Origin of the sequence: Nocardia goodfellowii (assembly GCF_017875645.1) — a bacterium.
Taxonomy (GTDB): Bacteria; Actinomycetota; Actinomycetes; order Mycobacteriales; family Mycobacteriaceae; genus Nocardia; species Nocardia goodfellowii.
This window is the reverse complement of record NZ_JAGGMR010000001.1, coordinates 866,925-889,672: the sequence shown is the minus strand read 5'-3', so window position 1 is coordinate 889,672 and position 22,748 is coordinate 866,925. Positions and strand designations below refer to the sequence as shown.

23 protein-coding genes are annotated in these 22,748 nt (G+C 67.1%); 20 read left to right on the top strand and 3 right to left on the bottom strand.

The genetic code is table 11. The features are described from left to right. Positions 1-274 precede the first annotated feature (274 nt). The 18 genes from ftsH to BJ987_RS03585 all read left to right on the top strand — a co-directional run bounded on the left by ftsH (position 275) and on the right by BJ987_RS03585 (position 18,112). On the top strand, positions 275-2,647 hold the full coding sequence (gene ftsH / locus BJ987_RS03670; protein WP_209884674.1) for an ATP-dependent zinc metalloprotease FtsH: 2,373 nt from the start codon (positions 275-277) through the stop codon (positions 2,645-2,647). Positions 2,648-2,856: 209 nt separating this feature from the next. After that, positions 2,857-3,459: a GTP cyclohydrolase I FolE gene (gene folE, locus BJ987_RS03665; protein WP_209884672.1), complete on the top strand. Its 603-nt coding sequence runs from the start codon at positions 2,857-2,859 to the stop codon at positions 3,457-3,459. An 11-nt stretch (positions 3,460-3,470) separates the two neighbouring features. Continuing rightward, on the top strand, positions 3,471-4,412 hold the full coding sequence (gene folP / locus BJ987_RS03660) for a dihydropteroate synthase (protein WP_443677973.1): 942 nt from the start codon (positions 3,471-3,473) through the stop codon (positions 4,410-4,412). 12 nt (positions 4,413-4,424) lie between these two features. Then, positions 4,425-4,841: a dihydroneopterin aldolase gene (folB, locus tag BJ987_RS03655; RefSeq protein ID WP_372446926.1), complete on the top strand. Its 417-nt coding sequence runs from the start codon at positions 4,425-4,427 to the stop codon at positions 4,839-4,841. After that, a complete protein-coding gene (gene folK / locus BJ987_RS03650; protein WP_209884670.1) occupies positions 4,838-5,368 on the top strand; it encodes a 2-amino-4-hydroxy-6-hydroxymethyldihydropteridine diphosphokinase in 531 nt (176 codons plus the stop codon). Before folB ends, folK begins: the two co-directional genes overlap by 4 nt. Positions 5,369-5,377: 9 nt before the next feature. Then, on the top strand, positions 5,378-5,848 hold the full coding sequence (locus tag BJ987_RS03645; RefSeq protein ID WP_209897791.1) for a DUF3180 domain-containing protein: 471 nt from the start codon (positions 5,378-5,380) through the stop codon (positions 5,846-5,848). A 70-nt stretch (positions 5,849-5,918) separates the two neighbouring features. After that, a complete protein-coding gene (locus BJ987_RS03640; RefSeq protein WP_209884668.1) occupies positions 5,919-6,926 on the top strand; it encodes a DUF6779 domain-containing protein in 1,008 nt (335 codons plus the stop codon). Positions 6,927-7,093: 167 nt separating this feature from the next. Continuing rightward, on the top strand, positions 7,094-8,113 hold the full coding sequence (locus tag BJ987_RS03635; protein ID WP_209884666.1) for a Rossmann-like and DUF2520 domain-containing protein: 1,020 nt from the start codon (positions 7,094-7,096) through the stop codon (positions 8,111-8,113). Beyond that, positions 8,094-8,999, top strand: coding sequence for a pantoate--beta-alanine ligase (panC, locus tag BJ987_RS03630; RefSeq protein WP_209884663.1), 906 nt, complete (start codon positions 8,094-8,096; stop codon positions 8,997-8,999). The genes BJ987_RS03635 and panC overlap by 20 nt, the downstream gene beginning before the upstream one ends. Positions 9,000-9,012: 13 nt before the next feature. After that, on the top strand, positions 9,013-9,432 hold the full coding sequence (panD, locus tag BJ987_RS03625) for an aspartate 1-decarboxylase (protein ID WP_209884661.1): 420 nt from the start codon (positions 9,013-9,015) through the stop codon (positions 9,430-9,432). 29 nt (positions 9,433-9,461) lie between these two features. Further along, positions 9,462-10,256 carry a type III pantothenate kinase gene (locus tag BJ987_RS03620; RefSeq protein ID WP_209884659.1) on the top strand — a complete coding sequence of 265 codons (795 nt, stop codon included), beginning with the start codon at positions 9,462-9,464 and terminating at the stop codon, positions 10,254-10,256. A gap of 170 nt (positions 10,257-10,426) precedes the next feature. Further along, a complete protein-coding gene (locus BJ987_RS03615) occupies positions 10,427-10,987 on the top strand; it encodes a cysteine dioxygenase (protein ID WP_209884657.1) in 561 nt (186 codons plus the stop codon). Beyond that, the gene (locus BJ987_RS03610; protein WP_209884656.1) at positions 10,987-11,418 is read left to right on the top strand and encodes a rhodanese-like domain-containing protein; all 432 of its coding nucleotides are present in this window, start codon (positions 10,987-10,989) and stop codon (positions 11,416-11,418) included. Before BJ987_RS03615 ends, BJ987_RS03610 begins: the two co-directional genes overlap by 1 nt. A gap of 223 nt (positions 11,419-11,641) precedes the next feature. Further along, positions 11,642-13,108, top strand: a complete 1,467-nt coding sequence (gene lysS / locus BJ987_RS03605) for a lysine--tRNA ligase (protein WP_209897789.1) — start codon at positions 11,642-11,644, stop codon at positions 13,106-13,108. Between the two features lie 151 nt (positions 13,109-13,259). After that, positions 13,260-13,619, top strand: coding sequence for a histone-like nucleoid-structuring protein Lsr2 (locus BJ987_RS03600; protein WP_209884654.1), 360 nt, complete (start codon positions 13,260-13,262; stop codon positions 13,617-13,619). A gap of 238 nt (positions 13,620-13,857) precedes the next feature. Beyond that, a complete protein-coding gene (locus BJ987_RS03595; protein WP_245365797.1) occupies positions 13,858-14,448 on the top strand; it encodes an FHA domain-containing protein in 591 nt (196 codons plus the stop codon). Positions 14,449-14,586: 138 nt separating this feature from the next. Continuing rightward, on the top strand, positions 14,587-15,243 hold the full coding sequence (locus tag BJ987_RS03590; protein WP_209884652.1) for an anthrone oxygenase family protein: 657 nt from the start codon (positions 14,587-14,589) through the stop codon (positions 15,241-15,243). A 313-nt stretch (positions 15,244-15,556) separates the two neighbouring features. Next, a complete protein-coding gene (locus BJ987_RS03585) occupies positions 15,557-18,112 on the top strand; it encodes an ATP-dependent Clp protease ATP-binding subunit (RefSeq protein WP_209884651.1) in 2,556 nt (851 codons plus the stop codon). Positions 18,113-18,171: 59 nt separating this feature from the next. Here BJ987_RS03585 and BJ987_RS03580 read toward each other — a convergent pair whose 3' ends face one another. Both BJ987_RS03580 and BJ987_RS03575 read right to left on the bottom strand, forming a co-directional pair. Next, the gene (locus tag BJ987_RS03580; RefSeq protein ID WP_209884649.1) at positions 18,172-18,834 is read right to left on the bottom strand and encodes a response regulator transcription factor; all 663 of its coding nucleotides are present in this window, start codon (positions 18,832-18,834) and stop codon (positions 18,172-18,174) included. Between the two features lie 16 nt (positions 18,835-18,850). After that, positions 18,851-20,221, bottom strand: a complete 1,371-nt coding sequence (locus BJ987_RS03575) for a sensor histidine kinase (RefSeq protein ID WP_307869448.1) — start codon at positions 20,219-20,221, stop codon at positions 18,851-18,853. A 109-nt stretch (positions 20,222-20,330) separates the two neighbouring features. Here BJ987_RS03575 and BJ987_RS03570 point away from each other — a divergent pair, with 109 nt between their 5' ends. Both BJ987_RS03570 and BJ987_RS03565 read left to right on the top strand, forming a co-directional pair. Next, complete coding sequence (locus BJ987_RS03570; protein WP_209884647.1) at positions 20,331-21,230, top strand: ABC transporter ATP-binding protein; 900 nt, start codon at positions 20,331-20,333, stop codon at positions 21,228-21,230. Then, complete coding sequence (locus BJ987_RS03565) at positions 21,227-22,075, top strand: ABC-2 transporter permease (RefSeq protein WP_209884645.1); 849 nt, start codon at positions 21,227-21,229, stop codon at positions 22,073-22,075. The genes BJ987_RS03570 and BJ987_RS03565 overlap by 4 nt, the downstream gene beginning before the upstream one ends. A 35-nt stretch (positions 22,076-22,110) precedes the next feature. Here BJ987_RS03565 and BJ987_RS03560 read toward each other — a convergent pair whose 3' ends face one another. Then, positions 22,111-22,725 carry a TetR/AcrR family transcriptional regulator gene (locus BJ987_RS03560; protein ID WP_209884643.1) on the bottom strand — a complete coding sequence of 205 codons (615 nt, stop codon included), beginning with the start codon at positions 22,723-22,725 and terminating at the stop codon, positions 22,111-22,113. Positions 22,726-22,748: the final 23 nt, after the last annotated feature.

Here is a 22,748-nt window from a genome sequence, read left to right as displayed (position 1 = left end):
GTGGGCACTTGAGTTAACCCGGACCGGTGAGATCGGGAACCGATGTGGTCCTCCGGCCGTTTACCTCTCGAACTGCACCAACTGCCGAACTGCGCGATGTATCGAGTAGAACCGTACGCGGTAACGTGGCATGTCCGCATCCGATCCCCGTCCGAGCGGGGCCTGGACGGGGACGGATTACGCCGCTGGGCATGTCGAAACACTGACGAGCCCGACGTTCTCGCTAGGCAGAACCGGAGACACCGGAAAGGACTGGCCGCCCGGCCGACGCTCTATGAACCGCAAGACAGTGTTTCGCACCCTGGCCATAATCGCGGGTATCTTGCTCGTGGTCTATGCGTTCAGCTATTTCGGCAACGACACGCGCGGGTGGAAGAACGTCGACACCTCCGTGGCGCTGCAGCAGCTGAACGACAAAGCCAACGTCAAGAACGTGCAGATCGATGACCGCGAGCAGCAGCTGCGGATCGAGCTGAACAACGGCAACGACGCCACCAAAGGCTCGAACAAGATCATCACGAAGTATCCGAGCGGTAGCGAGACCTCCAATCAGATCTTCGACGCGGTGCAGAAGACCGGCGCCCCGTACAACACCGTGGTCAAACAGGAGAGCTGGCTGACCCAGATCCTGTTGTTCGTACTGCCGATGATCATCCTGCTGGGCCTGTTCGTCTTCGTCATGGGACGCATGCAGGGCGGCGGCCGCGGCGGGATGATGGGCTTCGGCAAGTCGAAGGCCAAGCAGCTGTCCAAGGACATGCCCAAGACCACCTTCGCGGATGTGGCCGGGGCCGACGAGGCTGTCGAAGAGCTCTACGAAATCAAGGACTTTCTGCAGAACCCGGTGCGCTACCAGGCCCTGGGCGCGAAAATCCCGAAGGGCGTGCTGCTCTACGGTCCCCCCGGCACCGGTAAGACGCTGCTGGCGCGCGCCGTCGCCGGTGAGGCGGGCGTCCCGTTCTTCACCATCTCCGGTTCCGACTTCGTCGAGATGTTCGTCGGTGTCGGTGCCTCCCGGGTGCGCGACCTGTTCGATCAGGCCAAACAGAACAGCCCCTGCATCATCTTCGTCGACGAGATCGACGCGGTCGGCCGCCAGCGCGGCGCCGGCCTCGGCGGCGGTCACGACGAACGCGAGCAGACGCTGAACCAGTTGCTCGTCGAGATGGACGGCTTCGGCGACCGCACCGGCGTCATCCTGATCGCCGCGACCAACCGCCCCGACATCCTCGATCCGGCGCTGCTGCGCCCGGGCCGCTTCGACCGGCAGATCCCGGTCAGCAATCCGGACCTGGCCGGTCGCCGCGCGATTCTGCGGGTGCACTCCTCCGGTAAGCCGATCTCGCCCGATGCCGATCTCGAGGGTCTGGCCAAGCGCACCGTCGGCATGTCCGGCGCCGACCTGGCCAACGTCATCAACGAGGCCGCCCTGCTCACCGCCCGCGAGAACGGCACGGTCATCACCGGCGCCAACCTCGAGGAATCGGTGGATCGCGTGATCGGCGGCCCGCGCCGCAAGAGCCGCATCATCAGCGAGCACGAGAAGAAGATCACCGCCTACCACGAGGGCGGCCACACCCTGGCGGCCTGGGCGATGCCCGATATCGAGCCCGTCTACAAGGTCACCATTCTGGCCCGCGGCCGCACCGGTGGTCACGCCATGACGGTGCCCGAGGACGACAAGGGCCTGATGACCCGCTCGGAGATGATCGCCCGCCTGGTCATGGCCATGGGCGGTCGCGCGGCCGAGGAGCTGGTGTTCCACGAGCCGACCACCGGCGCGTCCTCCGATATCGACCAGGCCACCAAGATCGCCCGCGCGATGGTCACCGAGTACGGCATGAGCGCCCGCCTCGGCGCGGTCCGCTACGGCCAGGAGGGCGGGGATCCGTTCCTCGGCCGTTCGATGGGCCAGCACTCGGACTACTCGCACGAGGTCGCCGGCGCCATCGACGAGGAGGTGCGCAACCTGATCGAGGCCGCGCACACCGAGGCCTGGGCCATTCTCAACGAGTACCGCGATGTGCTCGACGTGCTGGCCACCGCGCTGCTGGAAAAGGAGACCTTGCACCGGCGCGAGCTCGAGGAACTGCTCGCCTCGGTCGAAAAGCGCCCGCGCATCACGGCTTTCAACGATTTCGGTGATCGCCTGCCCTCGGACAAGCCGCCGGTGAAGACGCCGCGCGAGCTGGCCCAGGAGCGCGGCGAGCCGTGGCCGCCCGCCGAGGCGCTGCCCGCGCCGGCGACGGCCAAGCGCGAGCCCGCTCCGGCCAACGGCTACCCGCCCGAGGGGTACACCGGCCAACCGCAGTACAACTATCCGCCCGCCGCCGACCCCGGTTACCGTCCGCAGCCGACCCAGGGTTTCCCGCGTCCCGCGGGCGGCACGCAGGGTTCGCGTCCGGATTACGGCGCTCCGGCCGGTTGGTCGGCGCCGGGCTGGCCGCCGCGCGAGGAATCACAGCAGCAACAGCCGTCCGGTCAGCCCTACCAGCAGTGGCGCAACCCGCAGCCGGGCCAGCCGCAGCCGGGTCAGCCGCAGCCGGGTCAGCAGCCGGATCGCGGCTATGACCGTGGCGGATATGACGAGCCGTCCTCCGGTGAGGGCGAGAACCGTGATTGGGATGGCCCGAACGGCCGGCACTGAGCGAATCGATGCGCCGCCCGGACCCGTTGTGATCAGCGGGGACGGGCGCCATTTACGCTCGTACGGTGGGGTGCCGAGAGATTGCCGGCACCTGAGATTTGGAGGTGTCCCGATTGTCGGCAAACCAGAATGGTGACAGTCACCCGCTAGGCGTCGCGAACGGTGCTGTCGATCAGACACCAGTCCACGGATCGACCGCAGCCGCCCAGGTGGCAAACGAGCTGGTGGCGCTCGAAACCGGACGAACCTTCGATCAAGCTCGAGCCGAATCCGCGGTCCGCGAGTTGCTGCTGGCGGTGGGGGAGAATCCCGACCGCCCCGGCCTGGCCGATACCCCGGCTCGCGTCGCCCGTGCCTACCGGGAAATGTTCGCCGGGCTCTACCAGGAGCCGGACGCGGTCCTCAACACCACCTTCGACGAAGGTCATCAGGAACTGGTCCTGGTCCGCGACATCCCCATGTACTCGACCTGCGAACACCATCTGGTGTCCTTCCACGGCGTCGCGCACGTCGGCTACATTCCCGGCCCGCACGGCCGGGTGACGGGTCTGTCCAAGCTGGCCCGCCTGGTCGATCTCTACTCCAAGCGCCCGCAGGTGCAGGAGCGGCTGACCAGCCAGATCGCCGATGCCATCATGCGCAAGCTGGACCCGCGCGGCACCATCGTGGTGGTGGAGGCCGAGCACCTGTGCATGGCCATGCGCGGTATCCGCAAGCCCGGCGCGAGCACCACCACCTCGGCGGTGCGCGGCATGCTGCAATCCAATGCCGCTTCGCGCGCCGAGGCGCTGGACCTCATTCTCCGGAAGTGAGCGCACTTCTCATGGCCGAGAGCGGTGCGCGGGGATCCGGGGTGATGGTTCCGCGCGCGGGCCGCTCCTGCGTGGTGATGGGCGTGGTGAACGTCACCGCCGATTCGTTTTCCGACGGCGGCCGCTATCTGGATCCGGATGTCGCTGTGGCACATGGCGTCTCGCTGTACGAACTGGGTGCGGACATCATCGACGTAGGCGGCGAGTCCACCCGGCCGGGTGCGATCCGCGTCGATCCGGACACCGAAGCCGCCCGGGTGGTGCCGGTGATCCGCGGTCTCGCGGCGGCGGGCGTGCCGACCAGCGTGGACACCATGCGGGCGCGGGTCGCCGAGGCCGCGGTCGCGGCCGGTGTGTCGATGGTGAACGACGTTTCTGGTGGCCGCGCCGACCCCGACATGGTGAAAGTGGTTGCCGCATCCGGGCTTCCGTGGATCCTCATGCACTGGCGTGCGGACGCGAACTATCAGCACACCGGCCCCGCCGAACATTACGACGACGTGGTGGCCGAGGTGGCGTGGGAACTGCGCCAGCAGGTGGAGCTGGCGGTAGCCGGTGGGGTCGGCGCCGACAAGCTGATCTTGGATCCCGGCATCGGTTTCGCCAAGAACGCCGACCACAACTGGGAGTTGCTGGGAGCGTTGATGGCCGGGTGCGAGCTGACGGACATGGGTCTGCCCATCCTGATCGGTGCCTCCCGCAAACGTTTCCTCGGCTCTCTGCTGGCCGACGCCGCCGGTCCCCGCCCGCCGGACGGCCGCGAGATCGCGACCGCCACTCTTTCCGCGCTGGCCGCCGAACACGGCGCATGGGGAGTGCGCGTCCACGACGTGCGTGCCTCCCTGGACGCGATCGCGGTCACCGACGCCTGCACCCGGGCCCGCGCGAAACATCGATCCGAGCCGACATCCGCCGCCGACGCGCGGCAGCAGCTCAGCGCCCGGAGGAGGTAGCGGAGCGTGACCATCGACGGCGTGGCGAACACCGCACATCGAGCACAGGCAGGAAATACGGCATTGAGCACCGACCGCATCGAGTTGCGTGGCCTGCGCGTCTTCGCCCACCACGGAGTTTTCGACTTCGAGCGGCGGGACGGACAGGAGTTCATCGTCGATCTGACCCTGTGGACCGATTTCGCGGCCGCCGCGCAGTCCGACGACATCGCCGACACCGTGCACTACGGCGAGCTGGCCGAGCTGGCGGTGCGGATCGTGCAGGGCACGCCCCGCAACCTGATCGAGACGGTGGCCGCCGAACTCGCCGACGAGGTGATGAGCGATCCGCGCGTGCAGGCCTGTGAGGTGGTGCTGCACAAGCCGTCCGCGCCGATCCCGCACACCTTCGCCGACGTTCGCGTCGTCACCGCGAGGAGTCGCGGGTGACGCGCGCCGTGCTGTCGATCGGCTCGAATCTGGGGGACCGGCTCGCGCATCTGCGCAGCGTGGTCGACGGCCTGGGCGCGCGTGTGCGCGCGGTCTCCGCGGTGTACTCGACCGCCCCGTGGGGCGGGGTCGACCAGGACGATTATCTCAATGCCATTGTGCTGGTGGATGATCCGGAGTTCAGCTGTGCCGATTGGCTGCGCGCCGGGCAACGGTTGGAGCAGGCCGCCGACCGAGTACGGGTGGTGCGCTGGGGCGCGCGAACCCTCGACGTCGACGTGGTCTGGTGCGCCGACGGCGACCAGCCGTGCCGCAGCACCGACCCGGAGCTGACACTGCCGCATCCGCAGGCGCACAACCGCGCGTTCGTGCTGGTGCCGTGGCTGGAGGTGGACCCGGCCGCGGAACTCGAGGTCGACGGCGTGCCGTATCCGATCGGCGAGTTGCTGCGCCGGCTGGATCCGGCCGAGCGCGCGGGCGTCCACCGGACCGAGCACATTCTGGCTACCACGACCAGCGGGGGTTGAGCCGTGCCACTGAAGCCGACCCGGATCTTGGATCTCGTCGCGAATCTGCTGATCGCGGCCGTCGCCGCCTGGGCCGCCACGCGTATGGCGTACGCCAATTTTCCGGCCATCTCGGTCTTCGCCGGAGCGTCGCTGTTCCCGGTGGCGGTGATCGAGGCGGTGCTGGCGTTCATGATCCGAGCGAAGGTCAACAACGACGAGATCGGGGACGGCCGGAATCGGCTGCATCCGATCACGGCAGCGCGTGCTGTGGCATTGGCGAAGGCCTCGGTGCATGTCGGCTCGATCGCCGCGGGCGTCTGGCTCGGTTTCCTGTGCTGGGTTTTCCCGCAGCGCGGGACCTTGCGCGCGGCCGCCGCCGATTCGCCCGGCGCCATCGTCGGTTTGCTCGCGGGCCTCGCGCTGGCGGCGGCGGCGCTGTGGCTCGAGTATTGCTGTCGAGCCCCGGACGACCCGCCGGACGACGCCGCAACTACCTAGCAAGCAGGAGTGCCGGAATAGTTCCGAGAGTCACTGTGCCTGCCGCGTCATCCGAGCTACCCTGGCGGGCATGGTTTCACCCTCCCGTACCAGCACTTCCCGGTCGCGACGGGACCAAGCGGGAAAATTGTTCATCGGTTCGCTGATTCTGCTCGGTCTGGTTGCCAGCGTTTTCCTGGTCTTCAGCAACAGCTTGCAATTTGTCAGAATCGGCTTGGTCGCGGCGCTCTGGGCTGCCGTGATCGGCGCATTAGCCGCGACCCGCTATCGCAGGGAAGCCACGGTAGACAAGGCCAAGGCGCGCGACCTGCAAAAGGTCTACGAGTTGCAGCTGGAGCGGGAGGTGACAGCGCGGCGGGAATACGAGCTGAGCGTCGAAGCCCGGGTGCGCCAGGAGGTCGGGGCCGACGCCGCCGAAATGGCCGCTCTCCGAGCCGAACTCAGCGTGCTACGGCACAGCCTGCAGCGGCTCTTCGACGGTGAACTACCCGTGGAGCGGCCCGCGCTACGCGCGGACACGACCAGAATGCAGGAATTACCGGTCAGTTCGGCTAATCCGGCGAACAATAGCTCGGCGAATGCCGACCCCTGGGTGATGGGCCTACCCGGCGGCATCGGCGAGCAGATGCGCAGCAGTGTGACCCCCGTGTTCTCCCCGGATCATCCGGAGGCGCCGCAATTCGCGAGCCCGTTCGACGAGCCGGTGACCGCCGAAACCCAAGTCGTTTCCCGCGAAGACGACAACATTCAGGACGCCGAGATCACCGACGAGCGGCGCTACTCCGATCCCGGCTCGACCTGGGCCGACGCCTTCACCGAGGCGAAACCAGCCGCCGAGGAGCCCAAGTCCGCGCCGCTGCGCCTGCCGCCGCTCGATCAGCAGCCCGAACAGCCGCGCCCGGTTCCGCCGCGTGCCCGTCCCACCACCACGGCCGCGCCCGCTCCGCGTATCGGCACCCCTACCTCGCGCCGGCGCCGCCGCGTCGACGCCGACGCCGAGTCCGGCCCGGGTTCGCGCAAACTCTCGGTCGCCGAGATCATGGCGAACCTGCAGTCCGAGGAAAACGGCCGCGGCTGACCCGGCGCGCTGTCGATCCGCTGGTCGCGGCCTGGTGCCGTAGATCACGTGGCCCTGCCGTGGCGTCGGTGATCCCCGGGCCGATATCCTCGTGACGTAACGTCTGGTACCCGCTCGCCGGGACTGGAACGGAAAACCTCGAGAGGACAGTGTTGACCTCTAGAAGCATGACTTCTGACGGTGGCCTGGACCCGGCGCCCGCACGCCTGACGGTGGGAATCGTCTCGGCGGGACGCGTCGGTTCGGCCCTGGGCGTCGCCTTGGAACGCGCCGGGCACGTGGTGTTCGGCGTCTCCGCGATCTCCGACGCCTCCGTGCATCGGGCCCGTACCCGCCTGCCCGATTCCGAGATCCTCCCGGTCGAAGACGTGGTCGCGCGCAGTGAGCTGCTGTTGCTCGCCGTCCCCGACGCCGAGCTGGCCGGCTTGGTCCGGGGTATGGCCACCGCCGGGCTGGTCCGCTCCGGCACGATCGTCGCGCACACCTCCGGTGCGAACGGCGTCGGCGTGCTCGCCCCGCTAGCCGCGCAAGGCGCGCTGCCACTGGCCATTCATCCCGCCATGACCTTCACCGGTCACGACGAGGACGTCGCCCGGCTGGGCAATGCCTGCTTCGGCATCACCGCCGCCGACGACATCGGGTACGCCATCGCCCAGTCGCTGGTGATCGAAATGGGCGGTGAACCGGTCCGGGTCGCCGAGGAGAACCGCGCGCTGTACCACGCCGCGCTCGCGCACGGCAGTAACCACCTGGTCACCGTGATCGTGGACGCGGTGGCGGCCCTGCGCCAAGCGCTGGCCGGTCCCGGCCTGCTCGGCCAGCCCATCGTCGACGATCAGCCGAACGGCCTGGCCGAACGCCTGCTCGCCCCGCTCGCCTCGGCCGCGTTGGACAACGCCCTGCGTCGTGGCCAGTCCGCCCTGACCGGTCCCGTCGCCCGGGGTGACGCCGAAGCGGTCGCCGCGCACCTGCGAGCGCTCGAGGCCGTCGACAGCCGGCTGGCCACGGGATACCGGGCCATGTCGCTGCGCACGGCCGAACGGGCGCAGACCAATCCGGCCCTGATCGAGTTGCTGGCAGGACCCTCCTCGGCCGTGCGGTCGAGCCCGGAGGCGGTAGCACAGCGTGACCAGGTAGGGCTCCGAACAGACGAAGAAGGTACACAGCGTGGATCCGAAACTGCGTGACGCTTACCGCCCCGGCGAGCTGACCGTCCACCACGATCCGGCGGTGGTGTCCGCGATCAGCAAGGCCATGCGCGGTGTCGGCCGCACGGTCGGCTTCGTGCCCACCATGGGCGCGTTGCACGAGGGTCATCTGGCCATCGTGCGGGAGGCCAAGCGGCGCAATCGCGTCGTCATCGTGTCGATCTTCGTCAACCCGCTGCAGTTTGGCGCCGGTGAGGATCTGGACAAGTACCCGCGCACGCTGGAGGCCGACGTCGAACTGCTGCGCGGCGAAGGCGTGGACGTGGTGTTCGCGCCCAGCGCGCTCGACATGTATCCCGACGGTCCCCGCACCACCGTGCAGCCGGGCCCGCTCGGCGCCGAGCTCGAGGGCGCGAGCCGCCCCACGCATTTCGCGGGCATGCTGACCGTGGTCGCGAAGCTGCTCCAGATCGTCCGCCCCACCGAGGCGTACTTCGGCGAGAAGGACTACCAGCAGCTCACCCTGATCCGGCAGCTGGTCCGGGACCTGAATTTCGACGTGGAGGTCGTGCCGGTGCCGACCGTGCGGGAGGCCGACGGGCTGGCGATGTCCTCGCGCAACCGCTATCTCGGCCCGGCGCAGCGGGAATCCGCGCTCGCGCTGTCCGCGGCGCTGCTCGCGGGCAAGCTCTCCGGTGGACTCGGCGCCGACGGCGTGCTCGCCGCGGCCCGCGAGGTGCTCGACGCCGCCTCCGGTGTCGAGGTCGACTACTTGGAGCTGCGGTCCACCACCCTGGGGCCCGCGCCCGTCACCGGCAATGCCCGCCTGCTGGTCGCGGCCAGGGTCGGCAATACCCGCCTGATCGACAACGTTCCGATCGTGCTCACCCCGACCAGCGCCGCGCTCAAAGCCGCTGTCTCCTGAAAGGCCACCCCCGATGCTGCGCACCATGATGAAGTCCAAGATCCACCGGGCCGTCGTCACCCACGCCGACCTGCACTACGTCGGCTCGGTCACGGTCGACCAAGACTTGCTCGACGCCGCCGATCTGCTCGAGGGTGAGCAGGTCGCCATCGTCGACATCACCAACGGCGCCCGCCTCGAGACCTATGTGATCGCCGGTGAGCGCGGTTCCGGAGTCATCGGAATCAACGGCGCCGCAGCACATCTCGTGCACCCGGGCGACCTGGTGATCCTGATCGCCTACGCCCAGATGAACGAGCGGGAAGTCCGCGAGTACGACCCGAAGGTAGTCTTCGTCGACGACCGTAACCGCCAGGTCGAGCTGGGTTCCGATCCCGCGCACGCCCCGGAGGGCTCGGATCTGATCTCCCCGCGCGCGTTGAGCTTCAACTGACTACTACAGAACTCGGGATCGGGTGAGCAATGCTGCTGACCATCGATGTCCGCAACACCCACGTCGAATTGGGGTTGTTCGCGGGCTCGGGTAACCACGCGAAGCTGGCGCGGCACTGGCGCCTGCATACCAATCCGCTGCTCACCGCCGACGAATTCGCCATGCAGGTGCGCGGGTTGATCGGCGATCAGCTGGATCAGGTGATGGGCGTCGCCGCCCTCTCTACGGTGCCGCCGGTGCTGCGCGAGATCCGGCTGATGCTGGATCGGTACTGGCGCGAGGTGCCGCACGTCGTGGTGGAACCCGGTGTGCGGACCGGAATTCCGCTGCTGGTCGACAATCCGAAAGAAATCGGCGCCGACCGCATCGTGAATACCCTTGCGGCCCATCATCAATTCGGCACGTCCGCGATTGTCGTGGATTTCGGCACGGCGACCACGGTGGACCTGGTCTCGGCCAAAGGTGAATTCCTGGGCGGGGTGATCGCGCCCGGCGTCGAGATCTCCAGCGAGGCGTTGATCGAGCGGGCCGCGCTGCGCCGGGTGGAGTTGGCCCGGCCGCGGTCGGTGGTCGGCAAGAACACCGTCGAGGCCATCCAGTCCGGGGCGATCTACGGCTTCGCCGGTCTGGTGGACGGCTTGATCGACCGGATCCGCGACGAATTCGACGCCTTCTCCGGTGACGATGTCGCGGTGGTGGCGACCGGTATCAGCGCGCCGCTCATCGTCCCGGAGTCGGAGACGATCGAACATCACGAACCGCACCTGACCTCCACCGGCCTGCGCCTGGTCTACGAGCGCAACCAGCAGCGCCGCAAGCCGTAATGGCGCGGATCACTCGAATCGAGGGTGTTGCGCGCCGGCCTGCTGTTGCTATAGTCGCTGGCATGTCTTCCCGCGTGCGCACCCAGGAGTGTTGTCGAGGCTGATCCAGCCTCGACCGATCGAGGCTGACTTCAAGTCCCTCGGCCGATCAAACTCCTGGAGATTCGCTCATGCGTTCTTCTGCTCTTTCCCTCCCTGTTTCCGGCAGGACGGCTCCGGCGCCCGCGTTGCCCACTCGGCTGCGCCCGGCTGATCTGCTGCGTCTCACCGACGAGAGCGCCGACGGCGTCCTCGCAGGGAAATTCGACCATCTGCTACCCGCCGATGGCATCTGGCCGGTCGAGGAGCGCTGGGCCACCCGCCTGGTCACCGATGACGAGGTCGATATCTGGCTGATCAGCTGGACCCCCGGTAAGTCCACCGAATTGCACGATCACGCCGGCTCGCTCGGCGCGCTCACCGTTTTGAGCGGCGCGCTCACCGAATTCCGCTGGGATGGCACGCAATTACGGCAGCGCACCCTGTCGGCCGGCGATCAGGCCGCTTTCCCGATCGGCTGGGTGCACGACGTCGAACGCGCCCACGAACCCGCCGGACTGGGTGATCCCACGCTCAGCGTGCACGCCTATTCCCCGCCGCTTACGGCCATGTCGTATTACGAGGTGACCGATCGCGGCACCTTGCGGCGCACCCACACCGTCCTCACCGACCAGCCCGAAGGTGATAACTGATGACGCATTTGACCATTGATCAGATGCTCGACAAGGCCCGTACCCGACTGCGCCGGCGCTACGCATTCGAATTGCCCGAGGCCCTGGGCCGCGGTGCGATTCTGGTCGACATCCGGCCGCAGGCACAGCGCGACCGCGAGGGCACCCTGCCCGGTGCGCTGGTGATCGAGCGGAATGTCTTGGAATGGCGCCTCGACCCCACCAGTTCCGCGCGGCTGGCGCTGGCCGCCGACCATGACGTGGAATGGATCATCGTCTGCTCGGAGGGCTATACCTCCAGTCTCGCCGCGGCCTCGCTGCAAGAACTCGGTCTGCACCGGGCGACCGATCTGATCGGCGGCTATCAGGCGCTGAAAGCCGCCGGGTTGCTCAGCATCGCGATCCGGGCCCCGCACTTCGCCCGTGAGGTCCAGGCGCTGTCCTCGTTGTAATCCGCCGACGGGACAACGGCTTTCGTTAAGAGAGCGCTAATTCGGGGGCAGGCAAACCCGCCCGGGTCACAACTGCCCGGGCACCCCGTAAAACGATTTCCGGTGCCCGCTAGTGTTATCCGACGTGAGCACCGAGAACCCGCCTTCGTCCGGTCGCTCCGCAGGTAAGAGTCCTGCGGGGCAATCCAGTCGTCCCGCTCCGGAAGTAGATGTTCCGGAGCAGATGCGGATTCGCCGGGACAAGCGTGAGCGGCTACTCGCCGCGGGTACCGAGGCTTATCCGGTGGTGGTGGCGCGCACGCACACCCTGGCCGAAATCCGGGGCGCGTATCCGGAACTGGAGCCCGGCGCCGAGACCGGCGAGCAGGTCGGTGTCGTCGGCCGCGTCATTTTCGTGCGCAATACCGGAAAGCTGTGTTTCGCGACGCTGCAGGAAGGTGACGGCACCAAGCTGCAGGCGATGATCAGTCTCAACGGCGTCGGCGCGGATGCGCTCGCGGCGTGGAAGTCCGATGTCGATCTCGGTGACTTCGTGTTCGTGCACGGCGAGGTCATCTCCTCGCGGACCGGCGAATTGAGCGTCATGGCCGATTCCTGGTCCATGTCCGCGAAGTCGCTGCGGCCGCTGCCGGTCGCGCACAAGGAGATGAACGAGGAATCGCGGGTCCGGCAGCGCTATGTCGATCTGATCGTGCGGCCGGAGGCCCGGGAAATGGCGCGGACCAGGGTCGCTGTGGTGCGCGCGCTACGCAACGCGCTGGAGCGCCGCGGCTTCCTCGAGGTCGAGACCCCGATGTTGCAGACGCTGCACGGCGGCGCGGCGGCGCGTCCCTTCGTCACCCACTCCAATGCCCTGGATATGGATCTCTTCCTGCGCATCGCCCCGGAGCTGTTCCTCAAGCGGTGTGTGGTCGGCGGCCTGGAGAAGGTCTTCGAGATCAACCGGAACTTCCGTAACGAGGGCGCCGACTCCACGCATTCGCCGGAGTTCGCCATGCTGGAAACCTATGAGGCGTACGGCACCTACGACACCTCCGCGGTGATGACCCGGGAATTGGTGCAGGAGGTCGCGCAGGAGGCGTTCGGCACCCAGGTTCTGACGCTCGCCGACGGCACCGAATACGATCTCAGCGGCGAGTGGGCAACCGTCGAGATGTACCCCTCGTTGTCCGATTCGATCGGTGTTCCGGTCACTCCGGAAACAACTGTGGCGGAATTGCTGAAGCTCGCCGATCGGGTCGGTTTGGAAATTCCGGAGGGTAAAGGCTACGGTCACGGCAAACTTGTCGAGGAACTTTGGGAGCACGTGTACGGCGACAAACTGTATGCGCCGACTTTCGTGCGTGACTTCCCCGTGGAGACATCACCGCTCACTCGACAGCATCGCAGCAAACCTGGAGTTACCGAAAAATGGGATCTCTATGTGCGCGGCTTCGAGTTGGCAACCGGCTATTCCGAGTTGGTCGATCCGGTCATCCAGCGTGAGCGCTTCGTGGACCAAGCCAGGCTCGCCGCGCAGGGCGACGACGAAGCCATGGTCCTCGACGAAGACTTCCTTGCCGCGATGGAGTACGGTATGCCACCGACGACGGGAACCGGTATGGGAATCGATCGCTTGTTGATGGCACTGACGGGATTGGGAATCCGCGAAACGATACTGTTCCCAATTGTGCGTCCGGTCACCCGCTGAGCACGTACGTAGCGACTGCTTGCAGGTCGTTCGAAATGGTTCACTTCAAAAGTTCAGATCCCGTCTTGGAATTTTCCGAATTCGAGGTATTCTTGCCTCGGGTAATCGGCCTAGTATGCGGGTCGCACGATTTCGAGAGGACGTTCATCTCATGGCAAAGAAGGTCACCGTTAGCCTGATCGACGATGTCGATGGTGAGTCCATCGCGGACGAGACCATCGAGTTCGCGATCGACGGTGTGTCGTACGAGATCGACCTGTCGTCGGCAAATGCCGCGAAGCTGCGCGATGGGCTGGATCAGTGGGTTTCCAGCGCTCGCCGGGTGAGTGGACGTCGCCGGGTGAAGGCCGCCGCGGGCACCGCCGCGACCCCGAAGGGCCGGGTTTCCATCGATCGCGAACAAAGCGCCGCAATTCGCGAGTGGGCGCGCCGGAATGGACACAAGGTGTCCGCGCGCGGTCGCATCTCGGCCGACATCACCGATGCGTACAACAAGGCCTCGAAGGGCTGAGTTCTTTTTTCTTCAACTGCCGCCCGGGCAAAATCGTGCGACGCCGGGGCGGCAGTGTTGTGTCCGCGATCTTGCTAGTGGTACTGCGAGGCGGCACCATGGGTACTGTGTCGTGGTCACTGATCGTTGGGAGAGCCGGGGTGAAATCACCGCATCGCGCAGCGACTCCTCGGGGGGCGGTGGTCGGGCGACGGGTGGGCCGGTGACGGGTGCTTTCGTCGGTTCACTGCTCCGATTCATGGATGAGTCGGGTACCTGGCAGGAGTTCATGCTCGCGCCCGAGCAGCAGCGGATCACCATCGGCCGCTCCGTTCACGCCGATCTGTCCATGCCCTGGGACGCCGAGGTGTCCCGCCTGCACGCCGCCGTGGAATACCTCGGCGCGCACTGGACCATCGTCGACGACGGGCTCTCCCGCAACGGCACTTTCGTCAACGGTGATCGGCTGGCGGGCCGGCGAAGGCTGATGGCGGGGGACAAGATTCGCGTCGGCAGCTCCATGGTCGAATTCCGCCATTACGGCGCGGTAGCCGACGACCCCACCCGCACCGCCACCGCCACCATGCCGACCCTGCGTTCGCTCACCGACACTCAGCGTTCGGTATTGGTCGCGCTGTGCCGCCCGTACAAAAACAACGCCGGCTTCGCCACGCCCGCCTCCAATCAGCAGATCGCCGAGGAATTGTTCCTCAGCGTCGATGCGATCAAGACTCATCTGCGCGTGTTGTTCGCCAAGTTCGGAGTGGAAAACCTGCCGCAGAACCAGAAGCGAGTTCGCTTGGCGGCCTTGGCGATGCAGAGCGGCCTCATCTCTGATAGAGATCTCTGAGTCACGCTGCGGCGTGGACGCTGACGTAAGTAGCCGAGCGCCTGAACCATGGTTGCTCCAGCCGGAAAGCGGTTGACTTGTGTCATCGCCGGACCGAATGAAAAAGGCCAGGTCCGGGCTATCAGGCAGGAGATTTCTATGTTCGCGCTCCGTATCGCCGCGCTCGTGGCGGCCGCGCTGGCTTCGGGCTTGATCGGCGGGGTGTTCTACGCCTACGCGATCTCGGTGATGCCCGCGCTGAATCGGTCCGACGACCGCACGATCGTCGACGTCATGCAGAAAATCAACGTGGTGATCATCAATCCGTGGTTCATGCTCGGATTCATGGGCACGGTCGGTTTCAGCATCCTGGCGGCGGTTCTGCACCTCGGAAAGGACCACCGGGCCACCCTGGTCTGGATCGCGGTCGCTGTGGTGCTCAACGTGATCGCCTTCGCGGTCACGGTGGGTTTCAACGTGCCGCTGAACGATCAACTGGCCGCCGCGGGCGATGTGGCCCAGATCCAGAACCTGGCGCAGGTGCGCGCCGATTTCGAAGCCGGCTGGGTGCGCTGGAACATCATCCGCGCCGTGCTGCACACGCTGGCGTTCCTGGTGCTGTGCGGCGCGCTGTTCGTCGCCGGGGTTCAGCGCGGCGAGAGCGCCACGGCGGCGGCCCCGGCTCCGGGCGCGGTGCCCGGTCAGTTCGCGGCTCCCTCGAATCCGCCGACCCGTCCGTTCGGCGCACAGCAGAACATCGGGCAGTACGGCGGCGGGCAGTCCCAGCCGGGGCGTCCGGTTCCCGGTCAGCACTGAGGTGGACGATGTGCGGAGCTCGGTGTATCCAGGAGAGTGTCCGGTCGGCTCCGCGCTGCGGGATCCCCAGGTCGATGTTCGCTGTAGGCAAAACCTGGACGGAAACGAAACTCGCAACGCTCACGTTATGAGTGAATGACCGTGCTGTCGCTGGTCACCAATAGGGTGGACTGGAGGCGGCCTGCACCCCTGCCAACTAGAGTGGGAGGCAGGGGCCGCAACCCCCGGGCTTCATGGCAGGCTGACGACCACAGGTTGAATGCACTGAAGCGTCGGACGCCAGTGAAGGCTTGAGCAGGAGAGTGAGGGAGCGATGTTCGAGAGGTTCACCGACCGCGCGAGGCGTGTCGTTGTCCTGGCCCAAGAAGAGGCCCGGATGCTCAACCACAACTACATCGGCACCGAGCACATCCTGCTTGGGTTGATTCACGAGGGCGAGGGCGTCGCGGCGAAGTCGCTGGAATCGCTCGGCATTTCGCTCGAAGGTGTGCGTAGCCAGGTTGAAGAAATCATCGGCCAGGGCCAGCAGGCCCCGTCCGGGCATATTCCGTTCACCCCGCGTGCCAAGAAGGTGCTCGAGTTGTCGCTTCGCGAAGCGTTGCAACTCGGTCACAACTACATCGGCACCGAGCACATCCTGCTCGGCCTCATCCGTGAGGGTGAGGGTGTCGCGGCGCAGGTGCTGGTGAAGCTGGGCGCCGATCTGAATCGGGTGCGCCAGCAAGTTATTCAGCTGCTGTCCGGTTACCAGGGCAAGGAGCCGGTCGAATCCGGCCCGCGCGGTGAGGCCGGTACGCCGTCCACCTCGCTGGTGCTGGATCAGTTCGGCCGCAACCTGACGCAGGCGGCGCTGGAAGGCAAGCTCGACCCGGTCATCGGCCGCTCGAAGGAAATCGAGCGCGTCATGCAGGTGCTGAGCCGCCGTACCAAGAACAACCCCGTCCTGATCGGTGAGCCCGGTGTCGGTAAGACGGCGGTCGTCGAGGGCCTGGCCCAGGCCATCGTCAACGGCGAGGTCCCGGAGACCCTGAAGGACAAGCAGCTCTACACCCTCGACCTGGGCTCCCTGGTCGCGGGCAGCCGCTACCGCGGTGATTTCGAAGAGCGCCTGAAGAAGGTGCTCAAGGAGATCAACACCCGCGGCGACATCATCCTGTTCATCGACGAGCTGCACACACTCGTGGGAGCAGGAGCCGCGGAGGGAGCCATCGACGCGGCCTCGATCCTGAAGCCGAAGCTGGCCCGTGGCGAGCTGCAGACCATCGGCGCCACCACCCTCGACGAGTACCGCAAGTACATCGAGAAGGACGCCGCCCTGGAACGCCGTTTCCAGCCGGTGCAGGTGGGCGAGCCGACCGTCGAGCACACCATCAACATCCTCAAGGGCCTGCGCGACCGCTACGAGGCGCACCACCGGGTTTCCATCACCGATGGCGCGCTGGTGGCCGCGGCGACCCTGGCCGATCGCTACATCAACGACCGGTTCCTGCCGGACAAGGCGATCGACCTGATCGACGAGGCCGGTGCGCGCATGCGCATCCGTCGGATGACCGCTCCGCCGGACCTGCGCGAGTTCGACGACAAGATCGCCGATGCGCGTCGCGAGAAGGAAAGCGCGATCGACGCGCAGGACTTCGAGAAGGCCGCGCGGCTGCGCGACAAGGAGAAGCAGCTCGTCGCCAAGCGGGCCGAGCGCGAGAAGCAGTGGCGTTCCGGTGATCTGGACGTCGTGGCCGAGGTCGACGACGAGCAGATCGCGGAGGTGCTGGCCAACTGGACCGGTATCCCCGTCTTCAAGCTCACCGAGGAGGAGACCACCCGTCTGCTCCGCATGGAGGACGAGCTGCACAAGCGGATCATCGGCCAGGAGGATGCCGTCAAGGCCGTCTCCAAGGCGATCCGCCGCACTCGTGCCGGTCTGAAGGATCCGAAGCGTCCCTCGGGCTCGTTCATCTTCGCCGGTCCGTCCGGTGTCGGTAAGACCGAGCTGTCCAAGGCGCTGGCGAACTTCCTGTTCGGCGACGACGACGCGCTCATCCAGATCGACATGGGCGAGTTCCACGACCGCTTCACCGCTTCGCGGCTCTTCGGTGCCCCTCCGGGCTACGTGGGCTACGAAGAGGGCGGCCAGCTCACCGAAAAGGTGCGCCGTAAGCCGTTCTCCGTGGTGCTCTTCGACGAGATCGAAAAGGCACACCAGGAGATCTACAACACCCTGTTGCAGGTCCTCGAGGACGGTCGTCTCACCGACGGCCAGGGACGCACGGTCGACTTCAAGAACACCGTGCTGATCTTCACCTCGAACCTGGGTACCTCGGATATCTCGAAGGCGGTCGGTCTGGGCTTCGCCCAGTCCAATGCCGAGGGCTCGAACTACGAGCGGATGAAGCTCAAGGTCAACGACGAGCTGAAGAAGCACTTCCGGCCCGAGTTCCTCAACCGCATCGACGATGTCATCGTCTTCCACCAGCTCACCAGTGAGCAGATCGTCCAGATGGTGGACCTGATGATCGGCCGCGTCGAGAAGCAGCTGAAGAACAAGGACATGGCGCTGGAGCTGTCCGCGCAGGGCAAGTCCTTGCTGGCCAAGCGTGGGTTCGACCCGGTGCTGGGTGCTCGGCCGCTGCGCCGCACCATCCAGCGCGAGATCGAGGATCAGCTGTCGGAGAAGATCCTCTTCGGCGAGATCGGCCCCGGCCAGACCGTCTTCGTCGATGTCGAAGGCTGGGACGGCGAGGGCTCCGGCGACAAGGCCAAGTTCACCTTCACCCCCAAGGCGAAGCTGACCAAGACCGCCATCGACGACAAGGCCGAGTTGGCAGTGCTGACCGGCGCCGGCGAGGGCGAGGCCGCCGCCTCGGGCGAGTAGGAAACAGCCGAAAGAGTCCGCCCCCACTGGATTCCAGTGGGGGCGGGCTTTTTTCGTGCCTATTGCCAGCCGGGCCGGACCATGCCCGATTCGTAGGCCATGACCACGAGTTGGGTGCGGTCGCGGGCGCCGAGCTTCATCAGGATGCGGCTGACGTGGGTGCGGGCGGTGGCGGGGCTCATGAAGAGGCGCTCGCCGATTTCGGCGTTGGTGAGGCCCTCGGCTACCAGCGTCATCACTTCGCGCTCGCGGTCGGTCAGTTCGGCGAATTCGGCGGGTGGGGGAGTTTTGGCGTGGGCGGAGAATTCGGCGATGAGGCGACGGGTCACGCCGGGGGAGAGCAGGGCGTCGCCCGCCGCGACCACGCGCACGGCGCGGACCAGGTCGGCCGGTTCGGTGTGCTTGACGAGAAAGCCGGTCGCGCCGGCGCGCATGGCCTCGAAAACGTATTCGTCGAGTTCGAAAGTTGTCAGGACGACGACTTTCACGCCGGCGAGTTTCGCATCCTCGGCAATCATCCGGGTAGCGGCGAGGCCGTCCAGGATGGGCATGCGGATGTCCATGAGAACGACGTCGGGGGCGAGGGCGCGGGTCATGCGGACCGCTTGTTCGCCGTTGCCGGCCTCGCCGATCACCTCGATGCCGTCCTGCGCGTCGAGCAGGGCGACGAAGCCCCCGCGGACCAGCGCCTGATCGTCGGCGACCAAAACCCGTACGCTCACGATGCCCTCCCGATTCTCACCTATCCTGCGCCGACGAGCCGCCCGATGTCGCGGATTCGGCGCGGTCCCGGGTGTGCATGGGCAGCCGGGCGGCCACCCGGAATCCGCCGCTGGGGCGCGGGCCCGCGGTGAGGGCCCCGCCCAGGGCGTGGGCACGTTCCCGCATGCCGACGATGCCGTTACCGCCGGAGGTGCCGGAGCGGGGCTGGTTACCGAGCGGCCGGGTGTTGTCGATGGTGATGTCGACCGATTCCGGGGCGTAGCGAACGGTGACGGTGGCGTCCGCGCCGGGGGCGTGCCGTGCCACGTTGGTGAGCGATTCCTGGATGATGCGCGCGGCGGCCGCGTCGATGACGCTCGGCAGTTTCTGTGGTTCGCCGATGATGCGGGTGCTGACCGGCAAACCGGCGGTGCGACTGCGTTGTAGGAGCGCGTCCAGGTCTTCGATGCTGGCGGCGGGCGCGCGCGGGGCGGGGCGCGGTTGTTCGACGGGGCGCTCCTGGGCCGCCTCCCTCGCCAGGCGGCGCTGGCTGAACTCGTCGACCGTCGAATCGTCTTCTTCGGCAACGGGTTCGGCGACGCCACCGGTGCGGATGGTTTGCAGCAGCGTATGGACCTCGGCGAGTGCGTCTTTGCTCGCGGTCTTGATCGCCGCCAGCGCGGACGCGGCCTGTTCGGGTCTGCGATCGAACAATTCCAGCGCCACCGAGGACTGCACGTTGATCAGCGAAAGACTGTGCGCCAGCACATCATGCAGTTCGCGGGCGATGGCGAGGCGTTCCTCGCTAGCCCGGCGCTCCCGCTGCGCTTCCTCGTCTCTGCGCGCGGCCTCGGCTCGTTGTCTGCGCGCGTCCAGCACGGTCCGCCGCTGCCGGATGCCCTCGGCGATGCCGACCAGCACGGTCAGCCACGCCAACAGTCCGAACACCTGCCACCCGTTGGTCTGGTGCCCGAACCAGCTGGGCACCGGCCAGACGAACGCGAGGTAGCCCAGCGGCACGATGGGGTATGTCCACCACCGTGAGCCGACCGTCGCGGCGGTGAGGAACGCGACGATCAGCGACAGGAAGATCGGCCCGTAGCCGTAGCCGAGCGCCAGATACAGCGTGCAGACGGCGAGGACGACCAGCAGTACCACCATCGGCGCCCGGCGGCGGAACAGCAGCGCGATCGGCCCGGCGAGCAGCAGGAGGTAACCGAGCCAGTCCAGCGGCTGTGTCCCCGCCTGCCCGATATTGGCGCCGCGACCGCCCATGACCTGCACGACAGCGACGATCAGGGCGAGGCCCGGAGTCCACCCGTCGCCCGACCACCGCCCCTCACGGAATCGCTGCGCGATGCTGGGCTTGACCACCCAGCCACGTTTCGAAATGTCCGGCGCCTTCACGCTCTCAGACTAGGCGGATCGAGCCCGTTCAGCGTGCGCCGCAGTACGTATGTCGAAGGTCGCCGCGCGACGGATGTGGCAGCGCACCCGCCCGGCGGATTCTCGAGGCATGACAGATTCCATCGTGGTCACCGCAGGACTGACCAAACGCTACGGCGCCCACACCGCCGTCGACGGCGTCGCCATGCGCGTCGAAACCGGCGAGATCTACGGCTTTCTCGGCCCGAACGGGGCGGGCAAGACGACCACGCTGCGCATGCTCGCGGGCCTGATCCGGCCGACCGCGGGCTCCGCGTCCGTGCTCGGCCAGGCCCCGGGCGCTCCGGAGGCGATGCGGCGGATCGGCGTGCTCATCGAGGGGCCGGGCTTCTACCCGTACCTTTCCGGCCGGGACAACTTGCGCGTGCTGGCCGAATACCGCCGACTCGGTCGCGACGAGGTCGAGGACGCGCTGGAGCGGGTCGGTCTGGCCGGCCGCGCCGAGGACAAATTCCGCACGTATTCCCTTGGCATGAAACAGCGACTCGGGGTCGGCGCGGCCCTGCTCGGCCGTCCCGATCTGCTGATCCTGGACGAACCGACCAATGGCCTGGACCCGGCGGGCATGGCCGAAATGCGCGAACTCATCACCGCACTGGCCGGTGACGGGCACACCGTGCTGCTGTCCAGCCACATGCTCAGTGAGGTGCAGGAGATCTGTGACCGGGTCGGTGTGATCTCCGGCGGCACACTGCGCACCGAGTCGACGGTGGCCGAATTGCGCGGCGCCGCCACGTTATTGCTGCGGGCCGAGCCGCTCGAGGTGGCGTTCCCCGCCGTGCGCGACGCGCTGGGCGGCAACGTGCTGCTGACGGCCGCGGGCATCCGCATCGAGGCGGGCGCGGCGGCGGCGCCCGCGGCGGCCCGCGCGGTGGTGGCGGCCGGTGCTGATCTGCTGGAACTGCGCGTCGACGAGAAGTCCTTGGAAGAAGTCTTTTTCGAATTGACCGAATTGGAGACGGTGAGATGAGCGACTTGCTGGCGAGCGCCAGGGCGGAAATGCTGCGCCTGCGGAAGTGGCCGGCGTTCTGGATCATTCTCGGCACCTGGATTCTGCTGAACCTGACCTTCAGCTACCTGTTCAACTATCTGGACTACACCGGCGGCGAACCGAGTGCCATGTCCGACAACCTGCCGAAAGAGGTTCTGCTGCAACAGATGCTGCCCGCAGCGGTACCCGAGGTGTTCACCCAGGGCATGGCGATGTTCGGCGGCGCGCTGATGCTCATTCTCGGCGCGCTGGTCATGGGCAGCGGCTACGGGTGGGGCACCTGGAAAACCGTGCTCACCCAGGGGCCGACCCGGATCAGCGCGATCGGCGGGGTGGTGCTGAACCTGGCGGTGGTGGTGGTGTCGGTGGTGTGCGCGGCATTCCTGGCCGATCTGGCGGTTTCCTCGCTCATCGCGGTGTCGCAAGCGCAGTCGCTCGCGCTGCCCGCGGCGGCGCAGTCGTTGAACGGGATTCTCACCGGCACAATGATTCTCGGGATGTGGACGTTGGCGGGTGCGCTCATCGGCACCATCGCCCGTGGCCCGGCCCTGGCGGTCGGTTTGGGTCTGGTGTGGGTGCTGGTGGTGGAGAACCTGCTCCGTGGCGTCTCGGGGATCTTCGGCCCGCTCGAGGCGGTGACGGACCGGCTGCCCGGCACCGCGGCCGGTTCGCTGGCCGGGGCGATGCGCACCGTGGACGGCCCGCCGACCCCGGGGGTGCTGGATATCCTGTCCCGCGCGGAATCGCTTGTGGTGCTGGCGATCTACCTGGTGGCCTGCACGGTGGGAACCATGTGGCTCGTGCGCAGGCGTGACCTCGTCTGAAGCGGTGCGATCGAAAATCGTTGGCAGCTGAGCTGTCAGCGGTTTCCGCGTGTGCCCAAGACGGCGTGGGCAAGCCGCCGGAGCCCGGCCGCGATCTGCTCGTTGCCGAGTCCGCGTTCGCGCTGCTGGAGATAGACCTCGGCGGCGACGGGGGCGAGCAACGGTTCGATCAGCGAATCCGCTTCCGGTACAGCGGCTTCGCGGAGCAGCGTGCCGATATGGACGCGCCAGAACTGGTAGGCGCCGGTGCCGAACCGCGCACTGCCGGTTTCCGCGCCGAGCACCAGATGCGCATGGCCGTCGAGTAACTCGACCATGGCGGCGTAGAACGCGGCGAGCCGATCCGCGGGCGGCGCACCCGGGCCGAGTGGTGGGTCGCCGCGCAGCAACTGTTCCTGGATGGCCCGTTCGTGCTCGTCCAGCAGCGACAGGGCGATCGCGCCGACATTCGGGAACCGCCGGTACAGCGTCCCCCGTCCGACGCCCGCGGCCTTGGCGATGTCGTCCATGGTGACGGTGCGGGGATCGCGGCGCGCGAACAGCTCCGCGGCCGCGGCGAGGATCCGGCTCCGGTTCCGGGCGGCGTCCGCGCGTTCGGGCGGCGCGGCGTCGCCAGGGGTGGCGAGCAGGTTGCGATCCGCTGGGCTCATAGCGATCACCGTAACCTCCGGAA